Annotated in this window: 12 protein-coding genes and 1 pseudogene; 4 read left to right on the top strand and 9 right to left on the bottom strand. The window is 65.1% G+C overall.

What is annotated here, in order from left to right:
- Positions 1 to 64 precede the first annotated feature (64 nt).
- Positions 65 to 1,558, bottom strand: a complete 1,494-nt coding sequence (locus I3J27_RS11310; protein ID WP_270168855.1) for an FAD-dependent oxidoreductase — start codon at positions 1,556 to 1,558, stop codon at positions 65 to 67.
- A 49-nt stretch (positions 1,559 to 1,607) separates the two neighbouring features.
- On the opposite strand from I3J27_RS11310, the gene I3J27_RS11305 reads away from it, so the two are divergent.
- The 3 genes from I3J27_RS11305 to I3J27_RS11295 all read left to right on the top strand — a co-directional run bounded on the left by I3J27_RS11305 (position 1,608) and on the right by I3J27_RS11295 (position 4,145).
- Positions 1,608 to 2,087: a MarR family winged helix-turn-helix transcriptional regulator gene (locus I3J27_RS11305; RefSeq protein WP_270172694.1), complete on the top strand. Its 480-nt coding sequence runs from the start codon at positions 1,608 to 1,610 to the stop codon at positions 2,085 to 2,087.
- A gap of 24 nt (positions 2,088 to 2,111) precedes the next feature.
- A complete protein-coding gene (locus I3J27_RS11300; protein ID WP_270168852.1) occupies positions 2,112 to 2,564 on the top strand; it encodes an arsenate reductase/protein-tyrosine-phosphatase family protein in 453 nt (150 codons plus the stop codon).
- Between the two features lie 63 nt (positions 2,565 to 2,627).
- Positions 2,628 to 4,145 (top strand): M81 family metallopeptidase, encoded by a 1,518-nt coding sequence (locus I3J27_RS11295; RefSeq protein WP_270168846.1) that lies wholly within the window; start codon positions 2,628 to 2,630, stop codon positions 4,143 to 4,145.
- A 196-nt stretch (positions 4,146 to 4,341) separates the two neighbouring features.
- Here the strand turns inward: I3J27_RS11295 and I3J27_RS11290 are convergent, their stop codons facing one another.
- The 4 genes and pseudogenes from I3J27_RS11290 to I3J27_RS11275 form a co-directional block, all read right to left on the bottom strand.
- Positions 4,342 to 5,106 (bottom strand): SDR family NAD(P)-dependent oxidoreductase, encoded by a 765-nt coding sequence (locus I3J27_RS11290; RefSeq protein WP_270172693.1) that lies wholly within the window; start codon positions 5,104 to 5,106, stop codon positions 4,342 to 4,344.
- Positions 5,107 to 5,141: 35 nt separating this feature from the next.
- Positions 5,142 to 6,158 (bottom strand): zinc-dependent alcohol dehydrogenase family protein, encoded by a 1,017-nt coding sequence (locus I3J27_RS11285; RefSeq protein ID WP_270168843.1) that lies wholly within the window; start codon positions 6,156 to 6,158, stop codon positions 5,142 to 5,144.
- A gap of 28 nt (positions 6,159 to 6,186) precedes the next feature.
- Positions 6,187 to 6,573, bottom strand: a pseudogene (locus I3J27_RS11280) ((R)-mandelonitrile lyase); the annotation flags it as partial.
- A 41-nt stretch (positions 6,574 to 6,614) separates the two neighbouring features.
- Positions 6,615 to 7,841: an MFS transporter gene (locus I3J27_RS11275; RefSeq protein ID WP_270168838.1), complete on the bottom strand. Its 1,227-nt coding sequence runs from the start codon at positions 7,839 to 7,841 to the stop codon at positions 6,615 to 6,617.
- Between the two features lie 131 nt (positions 7,842 to 7,972).
- On the opposite strand from I3J27_RS11275, the gene I3J27_RS11270 reads away from it, so the two are divergent.
- The gene (locus I3J27_RS11270; RefSeq protein ID WP_270168836.1) at positions 7,973 to 8,881 is read left to right on the top strand and encodes a LysR family transcriptional regulator; all 909 of its coding nucleotides are present in this window, start codon (positions 7,973 to 7,975) and stop codon (positions 8,879 to 8,881) included.
- Here the strand turns inward: I3J27_RS11270 and I3J27_RS11265 are convergent.
- From I3J27_RS11265 to I3J27_RS11250, 4 genes are all read right to left on the bottom strand, one after another.
- On the bottom strand, positions 8,878 to 10,326 hold the full coding sequence (locus I3J27_RS11265; protein WP_270168834.1) for a hypothetical protein: 1,449 nt from the start codon (positions 10,324 to 10,326) through the stop codon (positions 8,878 to 8,880). The two genes, I3J27_RS11270 and I3J27_RS11265, sit on opposite strands and share 4 nt — an antisense overlap.
- A 253-nt stretch (positions 10,327 to 10,579) precedes the next feature.
- On the bottom strand, positions 10,580 to 11,812 hold the full coding sequence (locus tag I3J27_RS11260) for an acyl-CoA dehydrogenase family protein (protein ID WP_270168829.1): 1,233 nt from the start codon (positions 11,810 to 11,812) through the stop codon (positions 10,580 to 10,582).
- 153 nt (positions 11,813 to 11,965) lie between these two features.
- Positions 11,966 to 13,177, bottom strand: coding sequence for an ABC transporter substrate-binding protein (locus tag I3J27_RS11255; RefSeq protein ID WP_270168826.1), 1,212 nt, complete (start codon positions 13,175 to 13,177; stop codon positions 11,966 to 11,968).
- A 138-nt stretch (positions 13,178 to 13,315) separates the two neighbouring features.
- A complete protein-coding gene (locus I3J27_RS11250) occupies positions 13,316 to 14,839 on the bottom strand; it encodes an FAD-dependent oxidoreductase (protein WP_270168824.1) in 1,524 nt (507 codons plus the stop codon).
- Positions 14,840 to 14,843: the final 4 nt, after the last annotated feature.

The raw sequence follows: 14,843 nt of genomic DNA, 5'->3' as shown, positions 1-14,843 counted from the left end.
GGACGTCCGCTTACAGGCCAGCTCGCTGCCGCCAATCCAATCACGAGCCCAAGCACCATCTCAATCACACCACCCCCTGCTCCGCCATGAAGCGCGCCAACACATCCGTCTGCCGCGCGCCCACGACAGCACCAACATAACCGTCCGGCCGCACCAGCACCCAATCGCCCGGCGACACGGTGTACGCGCCCCGGAAGTGTCCGCCTTCGTCGATCAGCTCGCCATCGGGGCCAATGCAGTGGATGTGCAATCCGCTACGCGCCGGCACGGCGCCGCGCTTCACGTCATAGCCGAGCAGCGTCCAATGCGGCCCCTTGAACAGCTCGAACAGGCGCGTGGGCTGTCCGGCGGCACCGCGCAGCGGCGCATCCGGGGCGCGGTCGCCTGCGAACACGCCGGCGGAGCGCTCAGGCTTCTCCAGCGCCAGCGGCGAGCCGGGATAGCCGATGTCGAGTTGCTGCACGTCGCGGCCGCGCTTGATCTCACCGCGTTTGGCGGCTTCCAGCAGATCGGTCGCTAGGCCGAGCATGCTGGCGGCGACGGGGCGGCGTTCGCTCTCATAGCTGTCGAGTAGAACCGCGGCAGCCCCTTCGATCACCGCGGCGAGCTTCCAGCCGAGATTGTAGGCATCCTGCACGCTGGTATTGAGGCCCTGCCCGCCCGTCGGCGGATGAATGTGCGCGGCATCGCCGACCAGAAACACGCGGCCATCCCGGTAGCGATCGGCGAGGCGCGCGTTCATCTGATAGGCCGAGGCCCAATGCACGGCGTGAATGCGGATATCGTCGCGCCCGGTGCGCTCCGCGACCATCGCCGAAAGCCCCTCGGCCGACAGATCGACCTCACCTTCGCGCGGGACCGGCGCTTGCAACTGGAACAGCTCCGTTCCGGCGAGCGGGCACAGCGCGAGTTGGCGGTCCATCGCGCCATCGTTGAAGCGGTGCCATGCGTTGCGGTCGAGCCCCGTCAGGACAACGTCGGCCACCACGGCGCGCACGCCGAGCGTCTTGCCGGGAAAGCCGATATCGAGTGCGTGGCGCACGAAGCTGCGGCCGCCATCGGCGCCGATGAGGTAACGCACCTGCATTGTCTCTTCGCCGGCCGCGCCGGACAGACGCGCCGTCACGCCGTCCTGATCCTGCTCCAGGCCGACCAGTTCGCATCCGAACTCCACGCGATGGCCGAGCTCGAGCAGACGCTCGCGCATCACGCCCTCGGTCAGGACTTGCGGGATCATCAGAGCCATGTGGTAGGGCTCGGCGGGTGTCGGGGCGATGTGCTCGGCGATCTCGGCCTCGGTGAAGCTGCCGTCGGCGCGGTAGACGCGCTGCGGCGGATAGAGACCGCCGGCCGCGACGATGCGGTCGATGATGCCGAGATCCTCGAAAATCTCCTGCGTGCGCGGCTGAATTCCCTTGCCGCGCGACCCGTGGAACGGACGGTCCATCTTCTCGATCAGCCGGAACGACACGCCGCGCCGCGCCAGATCGATGGCGAGCGTGAGGCCGGCCGCGCCGGCGCCGCAGATCAGGACGTCCGCCGTGAATTGCTTTGTCATGGAACCCTCAATATGTGTATTATGCACGCATAGCGCAGAGGACGACGGGATGTCAAGAAGAGTGCAAAATACACATATTAAAAAACGGGTGCGATCGCTTCACGAAGCGTTGGTCGACATCATCAGCGTCATGAACCGCCGGCAGGGCGACGAGATGATGATCCGCGAGGCCGGCATCTCGCTCGACCGCGCGCTGTTTCCGCTGCTCGTCGGCATCGAGCGGCGGGGTCCGATCGGCGTCGTCGACCTCGCCGACCGCATGGGACGGGACTACACGACGGTGAGCCGGCAGGTCGCGAAGCTGGAAACTCTGGGCCTCGTCGAGCGCCGCGCCAGCGAAGCGGATCGCCGCGTCAGCGAAGCCACCATCACCGCTGATGGCAAGGCCATGACGGATGCGGTCGACCGGGCGCGCGAACGGATCGTCGGGGGAATGTTCGCAAGCTGGGACGATCGCGATATCGAGGATCTGGTGCGCTTGATGCGCAAGCTCGCAGATGCGATGACCGCGCAAAGCGACCCGGCCTGAGATCGATCACGGAAGCGCCGCCTAATGAGCAAGACCAATCGCGTGCTGTTTCTCTGCACCGGCAATTATTACCGAAGCCGCTATGCCGAGGAGATCTTCAACCATCGCGTCGGGCTCGAAGGGCTCGGCTGGCACGCGTTCTCGCGCGCCGTCGCCGAACAGCTCCCGCCTCAAAACGTGGGGCCGATCTCGCCCTACACGCTGGAGGCCCTGCAAGCGCAAGGCATCGCGCCGGGAGGCGCTACGCGACATCCCGTGCTCTGCACCGTCGACGACTTTGCGGCGGCGGCGCTCGTGGTCGCGCTGAAGGATGCCGAGCATCGCCCCATGATCGCGCATCGCTTTGCCGGCGTCGCCCATCGGGTCGAATATTGGGACGTGGACGATATCGAATATCTCGATGCGCCGACGGCGCTCGGCAAGATTGATGAGCTGGTCAGGCGGCTGATCGGAAGCCTGCAGATCCGCGACCGATAGCGGCAAGCCCATTGCATATGACCGTTCGTCAGATTGTATAAGGCAAGACCAAGAAGGAATCACATGAGCCAGATGCGGCGCGTTCTCTCGGCGCAGGTCGCCCACGAGACCAACACGTTCTCGATCGTTCCGACGACGCTCGAGGACTATCGCAAGCGGCTATTTCTGCTTGATGGCGAGATCGCCGCGGCGCTGGCCGAGACCAGAATGGAGATCGCCGCACATCTGGCCGCAGCCAAACGTTACGGCTGGACCCTGGTGCAGCCGGTCGCCGCCGCGGCCACCCCATCCGGGAAGGTGACCGCCGAGTGCTGGGCCGAATTGCAGCGCCTGGTCTACGCGGCCTGCGAAACGGGGCCGTTCGACGGCGTCATCCTCGCGTTGCACGGCGCGATGGTGACCGAGACCGACGACGACGCCGAAGGGGCGCTGCTCGAAGGATTGCGCAAGCGTCTGGGCGAAACCATCCCGATTGCGGTGACGCTCGATCTGCATGCCAACGTCACCGAACGCATGGGCCGGCTGGCCAACATCATGCTGCCCTACCGCACCTATCCGCACATCGACCAATACGAGACGGCGTTCCGCGCCGCTGAGCTGCTGCAATCGGCGATGGACGGCACGACCCGCCCAAAAGTCTTCCGCTTGCAGGGAGCCTTGCTCGACGGATGCAATCACGGACGGACCCAGGGCGGGGTGATGAGCGACCTGCTGGCGCGCGCCGCGGACATGCAGGCGCAAACGCCCGGCCTTTTGTCCGTCGATGTCTGCGCCGGCTTCAGCCGCTCGGACATCGCCGAGGTCGGCCCCAGCGTCCAGGTCACCTACGATGCCTCCCACAACGCCGCCGAGACGGCCGCGCGGCAGGCCGCGGCCGCGCTCCAGGACGAGATGGTCCGCCGGCGTGCCGAAGTCACCGTCACACCGCTCGACTTGCCGGCCGCAACCAAGCTTGCCGCCGCAGCCGCAGCTGATGTCGCCGATACCCGTCCTCTCGTGATCGCCGACTTCAGCGACAACCCGGGCTCGGGCGCCTACGGCGATGGTGTCCGCCTGCTGGAGGCGCTGCTGCAGGCCGAAATCCGCGGCGTGCTCTTCGGCGTCCTCGGCGACCCCGAAGCCGCGGCCCGCTGCCATGCCGCCGGCCTTGGGGCCAACCTGGATGTGGTGGTCGGTGCCAAGCGCCATCCCGCCAGCTACGGACCTCCGCTCACGCTGACCGGGCGGGTGAGCGGCCTGTCGGACGGCGCCTTCGTATGCGAGGGGCCGATGAATGCCGGTCAGCCCATGACGCTCGGGCCCACGGCCCTGCTCGAGGTCAACGGCATCTCCATCGCGATTTCGACCAACACGCTGCAGACCTACGATCAGGAAATGTTCCGAATTCTCGGAGCAGAGCCGGCTCAATTTCGGATCGTCGCAGTCAAGTCTGCGCACCATTTCCGGGCTGCCTTCGGGCCCATGGCCAAGGAGGTGATCCTGGCCGACAGCGGCGGCCTCGCCACCAACGATCACACCAAGCTGTCCTATCGAAAAGTCCGCCGTCCCATCTGGCCGCTCGACGACATCCCGCCGGGTTGAACCCCGCTCGGGCCAGCTTCCGCATTCCCGCGGCTCGTCCCGCGATGCCACGCGAAAAGCCCCGGCTTGGGGGCCGAGGCTTGCGATACAGCCCGCGTACATCCGGCGAACCAATCGTCGAGTCGCAAATTAACAACCGATCTTGAACGGATGATGACGGGGCGGAGTCGACAAAATGTCGCTTCGGGCGCCTCCGTCAACGCATGACGAAGCCGCCGTCCACCGAGATGGACTGGCCGGTCACATAGCTCGCAGCGTCGCTGCATAGCCACAGAACCGCATTCGCGATTTCCTCGGGGCGTCCGACACGCCGCAACGGAATGCTTGCTTCCATGGCCTTGAGCGCATCGCCTTGCCCGTCGGCCACCATCCGGTCCACCATCGGGGTCCATATCAATCCCGGGCAAATGGCATTGACGCGGATGCCGCGCGCTCCATATTCGAGCGCTGCGCTTTTGGTGAAGCCAAGAACACCGTGCTTGGCGGCGTGATAGATCCCGCGTTCTGCACCTCCGACAAGACCGCCGAGAGACGAGCAATTGACGATGGCGCCGCTGCCCTGCTTGCGCATCTGCTGCAATTCGAACTTCATGCAGCTCCATACGCCACGCAGATTGACCCCCATGACACGGTCATAATCCTCGCGGGCGGTGTCAGCCGTCTCTGCGAGCACATTCTGGACGCCGGCATTATTGTAGGCGGCATCGAGACGACCGAAAGTTTCGAGCGTCCTTGAGACCATGCCCTCGACCTCGGCGTCATCGGCCACATCGCAACGAATGCCGATCGCTTTGTGACCTCGAGAGCTGAGCTCGTCGGCGGCCGCCCGCGCCGCATCCTCGCTCCAGTCCGCGAGCGCGACAGACGCCCCCGATTCCGCGAAAGCTTTCGCGGTTGCAAGACCAAGACCGGACGCTGCGCCGGTCACCAGAGCGACCTTGCCTTCGAATGAAATGTTCATGTCATGATCTCGTTTAGTAACAGCACCCTGCCCCGTCACACCGTCAGCAGCGTCTTGATCGCGCGGCGCTGGTCCATCGCCCTGTAGCCTTCGGCGACCTGGTCGATCGGCAGCGTGAGATCGAACACCTTGCCCGGCTGTATCCGTCCATTGAGCACCCGGTCCATCAGATCGGGCAGGAACCGCCGCACCGGCGCCGGACCGCCCATCATGCGCCGCTGTCCGAAGAACAAGGCCTGGCCATCGAAGCTCACGCCATGGGGGACGCCGACATAGCCGATGCTGCCGCCCGGGCGCGCGCATTCGAGCGCTTGCGACATCGCTTCCTGCGTGCCGACGCATTCGAGCACCGAGTCCGCGCCGGCGCCGCGGGTCAGATCCTTGACGCGCGCGATGCCTTCTGCGCCGCGCTCGACGACGATGTCGGTCGCGCCGAACTCTCTGGCCAGATCCTGCCGCGTCTTGTGGCGGCTCATGGCGATGATGCGGGAGGCGCCCATTTCCTTCGCCGCCAGCACGCCCATGAGGCCGACCGCGCCGTCGCCGACCACCGCGACCACGGAGCCTTGCTTCACGTTCGCAGCATCGGCCGCGTACCAGCCGGTTCCGAGCACGTCGGAGGTGGCGAGCAGATGCGGGATGAGATCGCTCGGCGGCATCTCCCTGGTCGCGACCAGCGTGCCGTCCGCGAGAGGAACACGGGCGTAAGGCGCCTGCGCGCCCGACATGAACTCGCGCTGCTCACACGAGGACTGGAAGCCGAACTTGCAATGCGGGCAGGTGTTGTCCGAGAGGCAGAACGAGCCGACCACGAACTGGCCGGGCTTGACGGTCCGCACCGCGCTGCCGACTTCGACCACGACGCCGCAATATTCGTGGCCCATATGCGCGGGGCCTTCCTGCGGCTGTAGCCCACGATAAGGCCAGAGATCGGAGCCGCAAATGCAGGTTGCCGACAGCTTGATGATGGCGTCAGTCGGGTGAATGATCTTCGGATCGTTGACGCCTTCGTAACGGATATCGCCGGGTCCGTGCAGGACGGTTGCTTTCATTGTCATGCTCCTTTGAGGGCGGTGCGCTGTACTGCTCATCCGTCACCCGTTCCATCCATGTGACCGGGTTGCCGTCGAGCGATTCCTGAATCGCGATATGGCTCATGGCGGACGTCGCAGACGCGCCATGCCAGTGCTTCTCGCCGGGTTCGAACGACACCACGTCGCCCTGACGGATGGTTTCGACCGGTCCGCCCCAGCGCTGCACGCGGCCGAAGCCTGAGGTCACGATGAGTGTCTGACCAAACGGATGCGTGTGCCACGCCGTGCGCGCGCCGGGCTCGAAGGTGACGTGATTGCCGGCGACGCGAGACGGATCGATGGCAGGGAACAAGGGATCGATACGAACCGTGCCGGTGAAATATTCTGCCGGAGCCTGGACTGACGGTTGCGAGCCTGCCTGCCGGATTTGCATGTCATGCGTCCCTGATGTGGTTTTGCCCGAGCGAGGCTGCGCTACGGGGCCGGGCTTGCCGGCACACAGGCTGCGCATTGCGCGTCAGCTCTTGCCCTGCGACGAAGAGCTGCGATGAAAATGACTGAAGACGAGAGCGCGAGGATGATGGCGCTGAACAGGAAGGTGGCCCGGTAGCCGCTATGGTCGAACAGCACGCCGCCGCCCGCCGCGCCGATCGTGATCGCGAGCTGGATCACCGCGACCATCAGGCCGCCGCCTGCTTCCGCGTCGTCGGGCAATGCCACGCTGAGCCACTTCCACCAGCCGACCGGAGCCGCCGTGCCGACGAAGCCCCACAGGAACGTCAGCGCCGCAGTTGCACCGAGCGAGGAACCGTAAGCCGTCAATGCGACCGCCACGACGGCCATCACAAACGGCATGACAACGAGAGAGGCATAGAGGCGATCGCGAACGACGAACCCGATAAGGGTCGTGCCGACAAGGCCGGCCACACCCATCACGAGCAGCAGGACCGAGATGGTCGTGACGTCGACGCGCGTCACCGTCTCGAAGAAGGGCCGCAGATACGTGAAGAGTGCGAATTGGCCGAGGAAGAACAACGCCGCGGCGATCATGCCATAGGGCACGTCCGACCGGCGCAGGACCTTGAATGCCGCCGCCGCACTTGCCCGCTCCTGGCTCGGCATCCCGGGCAGCGTGACGAATTGCCAAAGCAGGGTCAGCGCGGCAATCGGCACGACGCAAAAGAACGCACCGCGCCAGCCGATGTACTGGCCGAGGAAGCTGCCGAGCGGCGCTGCAATTGTCGTTGCAAGGGCATTGCCGCCATTGAGAACCGCCAGCGCGCGCGACAAGTCCCTCGCCGGCACGATGCGGATCATCGTCGCGGCCGACATCGACCAGAAACCGCCGACAGCCATGCCGACGAGAGCACGCCCGGCCATGAAAATCGGGTAGTTGGGCGCGAAGGCCACGATGATGCCGGAGACCAGCGTGACCCCGGTCAGCCACAGCAGGACGGTCCGGCGATCAACTCCGCGCGTCGCAGCCGAGATGAAAAGACTGGTGAGGATGGCGAAGAGGCCGGACACGGAGATGGCTTGCCCGGCCTGTCCCTCCGTCAGCTGGAGGCTGTCCGCGATCGGCGTGAGCAGGCTTACGGGCATCCATTCGGATGCAACGAGCATCGCGGCGCAAAGGGACACCGCGAAAACCGCGCTCCATGCCGCCGGTTGCATTGCTTCTTGATCGGCTCTGGCGTCCATCGGGAATCCATACGTCACGTAGCGCCCAAAGCGGCGCCCGTTCACGGCAACACATAGAGCCCTTGGCGGCGTTCGATTAGCCGCTATAATTTGCTTGCATTAATCGATGCAGGCCATGAATAGTGCCGGCCATGGCGGCCCAGGATTTCAACGATCTGCTGGCTTTCGTGGCGGTCGCCCGCGAGCGCAGCTTCACCAAGGCCGCCGCGAAGCTCGGCGTCGTGCAGTCGACGCTCAGCCATACGATCAAGCGGCTGGAATCGCAGATGGGCCTGCGGCTGCTCACGCGCACGACCCGAAGCGTCGGCCTGACCCAGGCGGGCGAACGGCTCTTGCAATCGGTTGCGCCCCGCATCGAGGAGATCGAACGCGACATCGCGGCGCTGATGTCGCTGCGCGACAAGCCGTCGGGCACCATCCGGATCACGCTCTCGGATCACGCCCTGGAAAAAGCCGTCTGGCCGAAGCTGGCGCCGGTCCTGAAGACATACCCTGACATCAAGGTCGAGTTCAGCCTCGACACGGGTTTCCGCAACATCGTCGAAGACGGCTTCGATGCGGGCATCCGACTCGGCGAGAGCGTCGAGAAGGACATGATCGCGGTGCGCATAGGCCCGGATTGGCGGCTCGTCGCGGTGGCCTCGCCCGCGTATCTGAAGGAGCATCCCAGACCGAAGCACCCGCAAGATCTCGTCAAGCACATCTGCATCAAGCGGCGCCTGGCGGCTGGCGGTCATTACGTATGGGAGTTCGCCAAGAATGGCCCTGACCTGCGGGTGCGCGTCGAGGGGCAAATGACCTTCAACGACTCGCGTGCGATGATCGATGCCGCCGTGAAAGGCTTCGGCATCGCCTATGTCCCTGAAGACATGGTCTCACAGCAGGTCCGGTCGGGTGAGCTCGTTGTCGTGCTTGACGACTGGTCGCCGAAATTCAACGGCTACTATATCTATTTTCCCACCTCGCGGCAGAACTCGGCGGCGTTCAAGGTGATCGTCGATGCGCTCCGCCATCACGAAACGCAACGAAAACGCGGCTAGTGCGAACGAAGATCCGCGCTGGATTGATCGAAGAAGATCCGGACGCGGCCGATTTCCGCGACTTCGCGATAGCGGCTCAGCTCTTTCCGGAGCTCGGGATCGGAATTGGCCCAGGCCAGCCAATCGAACGGGACCGTGCTCAGCAGATAGCTGTCGACGAGAATCACGTTCGGGCGGCCGCTGCGCACATCCGCCAGCAACTGCCGCCGCTCGAAATTGATGATGTTGTCCAGCTTTGCCTGCTCGCCCTCAGCCAGCTGCGCGCTGTTCTGGCGCACCATCGCGCCGGCCGCCAGCAGTTGGACACAGGTATTGCCGACCCAGGTCCCGTTGATCTGACGCACGAGCGGATGCCCCAGAGCGACGTGGTCGCCGATCGTGATCAGCCGCGGATTCTTTGCCAGCGCGAGGATGCGCCCCTCCAGCGGCGGAAACGCGCTGATCGGCAGCGACAGGCAAAACGCGATGAATGCAACGGCCGCAAAGCCGCCGATCATGACCGGCACCCGCAGCGTCCTTGCGCGAGCATGCAGCATCGGTGCCGCGACCGCGAACAGGCACAGCGCAAACGCCGTATAGGTCCAGCCCTTGCCCTGAAGAACGAAACTCACGGCGCCGCCGACCGCCGCGGCCAGCCACGGTGTTGCGTGCCCTCCCATCTTCAGATCCTGCGGAGCCACCAGGCGCAGAAACGCAACGGAGGCCATCAGCACGACGAGCGGGAAAGGAAGCAGACCGGCCAGATCCATCCGCAACGGCACATAGACGGCCGTGACCATCGGGGCATAGGTGAAGAGATAATCCGGAAAGACGATGGCGAGCATCGCTCCGTAGCCGACGACGATGGCAGCGGCCGCCCACGACTCGGGGGCGAACAAGGGCCGGAGTGAGCGTTGGCGGAAGGCGGCAAGGATGATCGGAAGACCGACGACGAGCGCAAGCTGAGGCTTGATGCTCATGGCGAGCCCGGCCCCCAGGCCAGCCAGGATCGCAACGCGCCCGGGCGCAAGGCCGCGCCAGCGGATCGCCGTGACGGCGACAAAGGGGGTCATCGCGATGACGGCGATGTGTTCACGCTGTCCGAATACCGCGGTCGGAAGAATGGCGAACAGGAGCGCGAGCACGCTCGTTGAAATGCGCCTCTCACGCGCGCCCAGCCCTGCCACCGCGGCGGCGCGATCGATCACGAGAAGCGCACCGACGATCTCGATCATCACCAGGATGATCACGATGATCTCGGGCGAAAGACCGGTGACGCGCGCCAGCATCGATGCCGGCATGTACAGATAGACCGACAGCGGCGGATTCAGCTCGAAGACATCGACGCCGAGCTTGCCGCCGTCCAGAACCCTCTCGCCTTCAGTGAGCAGGCAACCCAGATCCGCGTTCAGGACGACGGGGATTTGGACGAGCAAGGCCGTCAGGAGGATCGCGGCCACGATCATCCAACGCTGGCTCATGCTGACAGTATTTCCCGGCATGTCCATGGCGCGGCCGCCTCTTGCGAGGCCCGGAAGGCCCTCTCTCCAGGCGCTACTTTCAATCGGGAGTAGTTACTATTGCGCTACAATGATCTGAAACGATCCCGTCATCGGCCGAAACAATACCGTTAACCATACCGTTTCATGGCCTTAAGGGCAGAGGCGCCGGGCCGGACTACCCACGGCCTGCCGGGCATCCAAGGGACCGGCGCGACGCCTACCCCGTCATCACCCCGCCCCGCTTGATCAGCTCCTTGCCGACGGCGGCAAGGTGCACCTGGTCCGGGCCGTCGCCGATGCGGATGAAGCGGGCGTAGACGTAGGCGCGCGCGAGGAACGTATCCTGCGAGACGCCGGCGGCGCCATGGATCTGAATGGCGCGGTCGATGATTCGGGCGGCCATGCCGGGCACCACGATCTTGGCCGCCGCGATCAGATCGCGCGCGGCCTTGTTGCCCTCGCGGTCCATCTTGTCGGCGGCTTGCAGTGTGAGCAGCCGCGCCTGCGCGATCTCGCAGAAGGAGTTTGCGATGTCCTCGCGCACCGAGCCTTGCTCGGCTAGCGGCTTGCCGAAGGCCGTGCGGGAGACCGACCGCTGGCACATCAATTCCAGTGCGTGCTGGGCGCAGCCGATCAGCCGCATGCAATGATGGATGCGGCCGGGACCGAGCCGGCCCTGCGCGATCTCGAAGCCGCGCCCCTCGCCGAGCAGCATGTTTTCGGCCGGCACGCGGACGTTCTCGTAGACGATCTCGGGATGGCCGGCCGGCGCGTCGTCATAGCCGTAAGTGAGCATGTCGCGGACGATGCGCACGCCGGGCGTGTTTCTCGGCACCAGGATCATGGATTGCTGGCGATGGCGATCGGGCTCGTCGGGCGCGGTCTTGCCCATCACGATCAGGATCTCGCAATCCTCGTTCATCGCGCCTGACGTGAACCACTTTCGCCCGTTGATGACGTAATCGCCGCCGTCGCGCGTGATCGCGCACTGGATGTTGGTGGCGTCGCTGGAGGCGACCTGCGGCTCGGTCATCGAGAAGCCGGAGCGGATGCGCCCCTCCAAGAGCGGCGTCAGCCAGCGCTCCTGCTGCGCCTTGGTGCCGTAATTTGCGAGCACCTCCATGTTGCCGACGTCAGGCGCCGAACAGTTGAAGACCTCCGGTGCCCAGAGGATGCGGCCCATGATCTCCTTCACGGGGGCGTATTCGAGATTGGTCAGGCCAGCGTTGTTGAGGTCTTGGCCGTGCTTACCGGACAGGAACAGGTTCCAGAGCCCCTGCTCGCGCGCCAGCCGCTTCAGGTCCTGGAGGATCTGCGGCGTCTTGTAACGTGAGGCTTCCGGCTTGACCTGCTCGTAATAGAGCTCCTCGACCGGCTCGACATGGGTACGCATGAACTGGCGGACGCGATCCTGGAGCTCCAGCGAACGGGCGGAGTGTTGAAAGTCCATGGCGGTCTCCTGTTCGCTTCGCCGCGCGCCGGTATCGTAGGGTGGGCAAAGCGAAGCGTGCCCACGCATTTTTTGCGACCGAGAGAGGTGGTGGGCACGGCGCGAGTGCGCCTTTGCCCACCCTACGATAGCGAGCTCGCGGAGAGATACTTCTCACGTCCCGCGCAGCAGCTCGCTCGCCACCACCCAGTCGTTACCGTCGAACTGGAGCATGTAGCCGTCCTTGATCGGGCGGAAATCCTGCGGCGTGGTGTTGAGCGTGATGCCGGGCATCAAGAGCGACAGCGGCACGCTCTTCAGGTTCGACGCCTGCGCCATGATGTTCTCGCGCGTGAGATTGTCCTTGCACTGCTTGAGCAGGACGACCAGCGCCTCGGCGACGGTGTAGCCGTAGAGGCCGGCGACGTTGTTGATGTCGGCATTGGGCAGGCGCTTCTTCATGAACTCGATATAGGCCGTCATCGCCGGATCGTCCTTGGGGGCTTCGACGAACGGCTTGAGCGAGCCGAGCGACAGCACGCCCTTGCCGGCATCGAGGCCGGCCGGCACCATCACCGTCGCCTTGTTGGCGCAGCCGCTCGCGAGAAAGCGCGTCGGCTGCCAGCCGACCTCGTGGGCCTTGCGGATCGCCTGCGCGCAGGCGCGCGGCGTCACCGAATAGATCATGAAGACGTCAGCCTTGGTGCTCGCGAGCGTCAGCACCTGGGAATCGACGGTGGGGTCGGCGACCTCGAAGCTCGACGCCATCGCGATCGCCTTGTCGGCGTCCGCACCAAGCGCCTCCTTGACGCCGCGAAGATATTCCTTGCCGGCATCGTCGTTCTGGTAGAGCACCGCAAAGCGCGCGTTCGGGTTCTTGGCACGGGCATAGGCGACGTCGATCGCCGCCTCGCTGGTGTAGTTCGGCGCCCAGGGCAGCGCCATCGACCACGGCATGTTGGCGGGATCGTTCCACTTCGAGGCCGAGCTGATCAAAAACAGCTGCGGCACCTTGTTGCTGTTGAGATATTTTGCGATCGCCGAGCTCGGCGCGGTGCCCATGGTCGCGAAGATGAAGGCGACGCCGTCGCCCTCGACCAGCCGCCGTGCGGCCTCCATCGTCTTCGGCGGCGAGAACGCGTCGTCGAGTGACATCAGATTGAGCTTGCGGCCGTTGACCCCGCCCTTCTCGTTGACCTCGTCGAAATAAGCCGCGATGACCCTGCCGGTGATGCCGAGCGGCGATGCGGGGCCGCTATAGGGCATGGTGTTGCCGATCTTGATCTCGGTGTCGCTGACGCCGGGACCGTAGGATTTTTGCGCGGAGACTGGCGTGGACAGGCAGGCGGCAGCCAGCGCTGCGGCCAGGACCAAAGCGGCTTTCATGGTTTCTCCCCGGTGATGATCGCCGCGCGAGGCGAAGGTGCGGCGTGCTGCTTTTGTCAGCACGTCAGATCAGCGGAGTTCCGCAAGGCGGTCTTGCGTCGAGTTGCTGGTAACCCAGCCGGGCGCTCAAGCGGTGCGTCAGGCGCGTGACCGCTCCATCTCGAGCTCGGCCTTGAGATTATCGAGGTCGCGATAAATCGAGGCAACCGCGAAGACGCGGCCGCCCTTGCGGTACTTCAACAGACAGTCCTTGCCTTCGATGCTGCCGTCGATCGCGATGTCGTCGAAGCTTTCGGCATGACCGACATAGTTGATCGGCACGTCATAGTGCTGAGACCAGAAGAAGGGCACGGCATCAAAACGCTCGCGCTTGCCGAGCATGTTGCGCGCCGCAGTCTGGCCCTGCCGCTCCGCCACCACCCAGTGCTCGACGCGGATGGTTTGCCGGGAATGCGGATCGGGCCAGCGCGCGATATCGCCGGCCGCGAAAATGCCGGCGATGCTGGTCTCCAGATATTCGCTCACGCTGACGCCGCGGTCGGCCGCAAGCCCGGCGTGCTCGGCGAGTGCGAGGCGCGGCTTGACGCCGATGCCGACCACGACGAGATCAGCCTCGATGACGCCCCCGCTCTTCAGCGTGGCGCGGGTGCCGTCGAGCTTCTCCACGGTGTCCTTGAGATGGAAGATCACGCCGTTCTCTTCATGCAGCACGCGCACGAAGTCGCCCATGCCGGGGCCGAGCACCTTCTGCATCGGCCGTTCGTCCGGCGCGACCACGTGGACCTCGATCTTGCGCGCCCGCAACGAGGCCGCAACTTCAAGACCGATGAAGCTGGCGCCAATCACGAGCGCGCGCTTCGCGCTGCCTGCGGCCTTGATGATGGCGCGGCTGTCGGCGACGGAGCGCAAGGTGTGGACGTGGGGCTGGTCCGCCCCCGGAATTTGCAGCTTGACCGGCTCGGCGCCGGTTGCCAGCAGCAGCCGGTCGAACGGGAGCTTGTCGCCATTGCCCAGCGTGACGCTGCGCGTCTTCGCATCGATGGCGGAGACATTCGTGTTCAGCCGAAGATCGATGCCGGCGTCCTGATAATAGTCATCGCCCCGCAGCGGCAGCCAATCCTCCGGCGCGTTGCCGGCCAGATAATCCTTGGAGAGGTTGGGTCGGTCGACCGGCATCGCGCCGTCATTGCTGAGCATGGTGATCGCGCCGGCAAAACCCTCGCGGCGAAGCGTTTCGGCTGCCGCAAAGCCGGCCGCGCCGCCGCCGACAATGACGAATTTGTCCGGCGTCGGCGCACTGCGATGGGCCATCGACGGCTTGGCCGCTTCGCGCTTGCGCTGGACGGTGATCTTGTCCTGATCGCGCGTGACGTTCCATACCGCAAGCGCATTCAGCGCCGGCGGTCGCGTCGCCTCGCCTGATCGCAAGGAGAAGCAGGCATGATGCCAGGGGCAGCGGATGGTGTCGCCGACCACGAGGCCTTCGGCGAGCGGACCATGGTAGTGGCTGCAAGACGGCTCGATCGCAAAGATCTCGTTGCCGGCCTGCACCAGCAGGACATCCTCCTCGCCGACGTGACCGAGCAATTTGCCGTCCTTGAACTCGGTCAGCGCTACGCCCTTGGTCAGGTCGGGCCCGCTTGGCTTCTTGTCCTCGGTCATGGCG

Source organism: Bradyrhizobium xenonodulans (assembly GCF_027594865.1).
Classification (GTDB): domain Bacteria; phylum Pseudomonadota; class Alphaproteobacteria; order Rhizobiales; family Xanthobacteraceae; genus Bradyrhizobium; species Bradyrhizobium xenonodulans.
Note: the sequence above shows the minus strand (reverse complement) of the source record. Positions and strands in the feature narration are given on the sequence as shown.

What these genes read in the sequence shown, in the direction of transcription:
- I3J27_RS11310 (WP_270168855.1), bottom strand. Translation starts at nt 1,558, where the DNA reads ATGACAAAGCAATTCACGGCGGACGTCCTGATCTGCGGCGCCGGCGCG.
- I3J27_RS11305 (WP_270172694.1), top strand. Translation starts at nt 1,608, where the DNA reads ATGTCAAGAAGAGTGCAAAATACACATATTAAAAAACGGGTGCGATCG.
- I3J27_RS11300 (WP_270168852.1), top strand. Translation starts at nt 2,112, where the DNA reads ATGAGCAAGACCAATCGCGTGCTGTTTCTCTGCACCGGCAATTATTAC.
- I3J27_RS11295 (WP_270168846.1), top strand. Translation starts at nt 2,628, where the DNA reads ATGAGCCAGATGCGGCGCGTTCTCTCGGCGCAGGTCGCCCACGAGACC.
- I3J27_RS11290 (WP_270172693.1), bottom strand. Translation starts at nt 5,106, where the DNA reads ATGAACATTTCATTCGAAGGCAAGGTCGCTCTGGTGACCGGCGCAGCG.
- I3J27_RS11285 (WP_270168843.1), bottom strand. Translation starts at nt 6,158, where the DNA reads ATGAAAGCAACCGTCCTGCACGGACCCGGCGATATCCGTTACGAAGGC.
- I3J27_RS11275 (WP_270168838.1), bottom strand. Translation starts at nt 7,841, where the DNA reads ATGGACGCCAGAGCCGATCAAGAAGCAATGCAACCGGCGGCATGGAGC.
- I3J27_RS11270 (WP_270168836.1), top strand. Translation starts at nt 7,973, where the DNA reads ATGGCGGCCCAGGATTTCAACGATCTGCTGGCTTTCGTGGCGGTCGCC.
- I3J27_RS11265 (WP_270168834.1), bottom strand. Translation starts at nt 10,326, where the DNA reads ATGATCGTGGCCGCGATCCTCCTGACGGCCTTGCTCGTCCAAATCCCC.
- I3J27_RS11260 (WP_270168829.1), bottom strand. Translation starts at nt 11,812, where the DNA reads ATGGACTTTCAACACTCCGCCCGTTCGCTGGAGCTCCAGGATCGCGTC.
- I3J27_RS11255 (WP_270168826.1), bottom strand. Translation starts at nt 13,177, where the DNA reads ATGAAAGCCGCTTTGGTCCTGGCCGCAGCGCTGGCTGCCGCCTGCCTG.
- I3J27_RS11250 (WP_270168824.1), bottom strand. Translation starts at nt 14,839, where the DNA reads ATGACCGAGGACAAGAAGCCAAGCGGGCCCGACCTGACCAAGGGCGTA.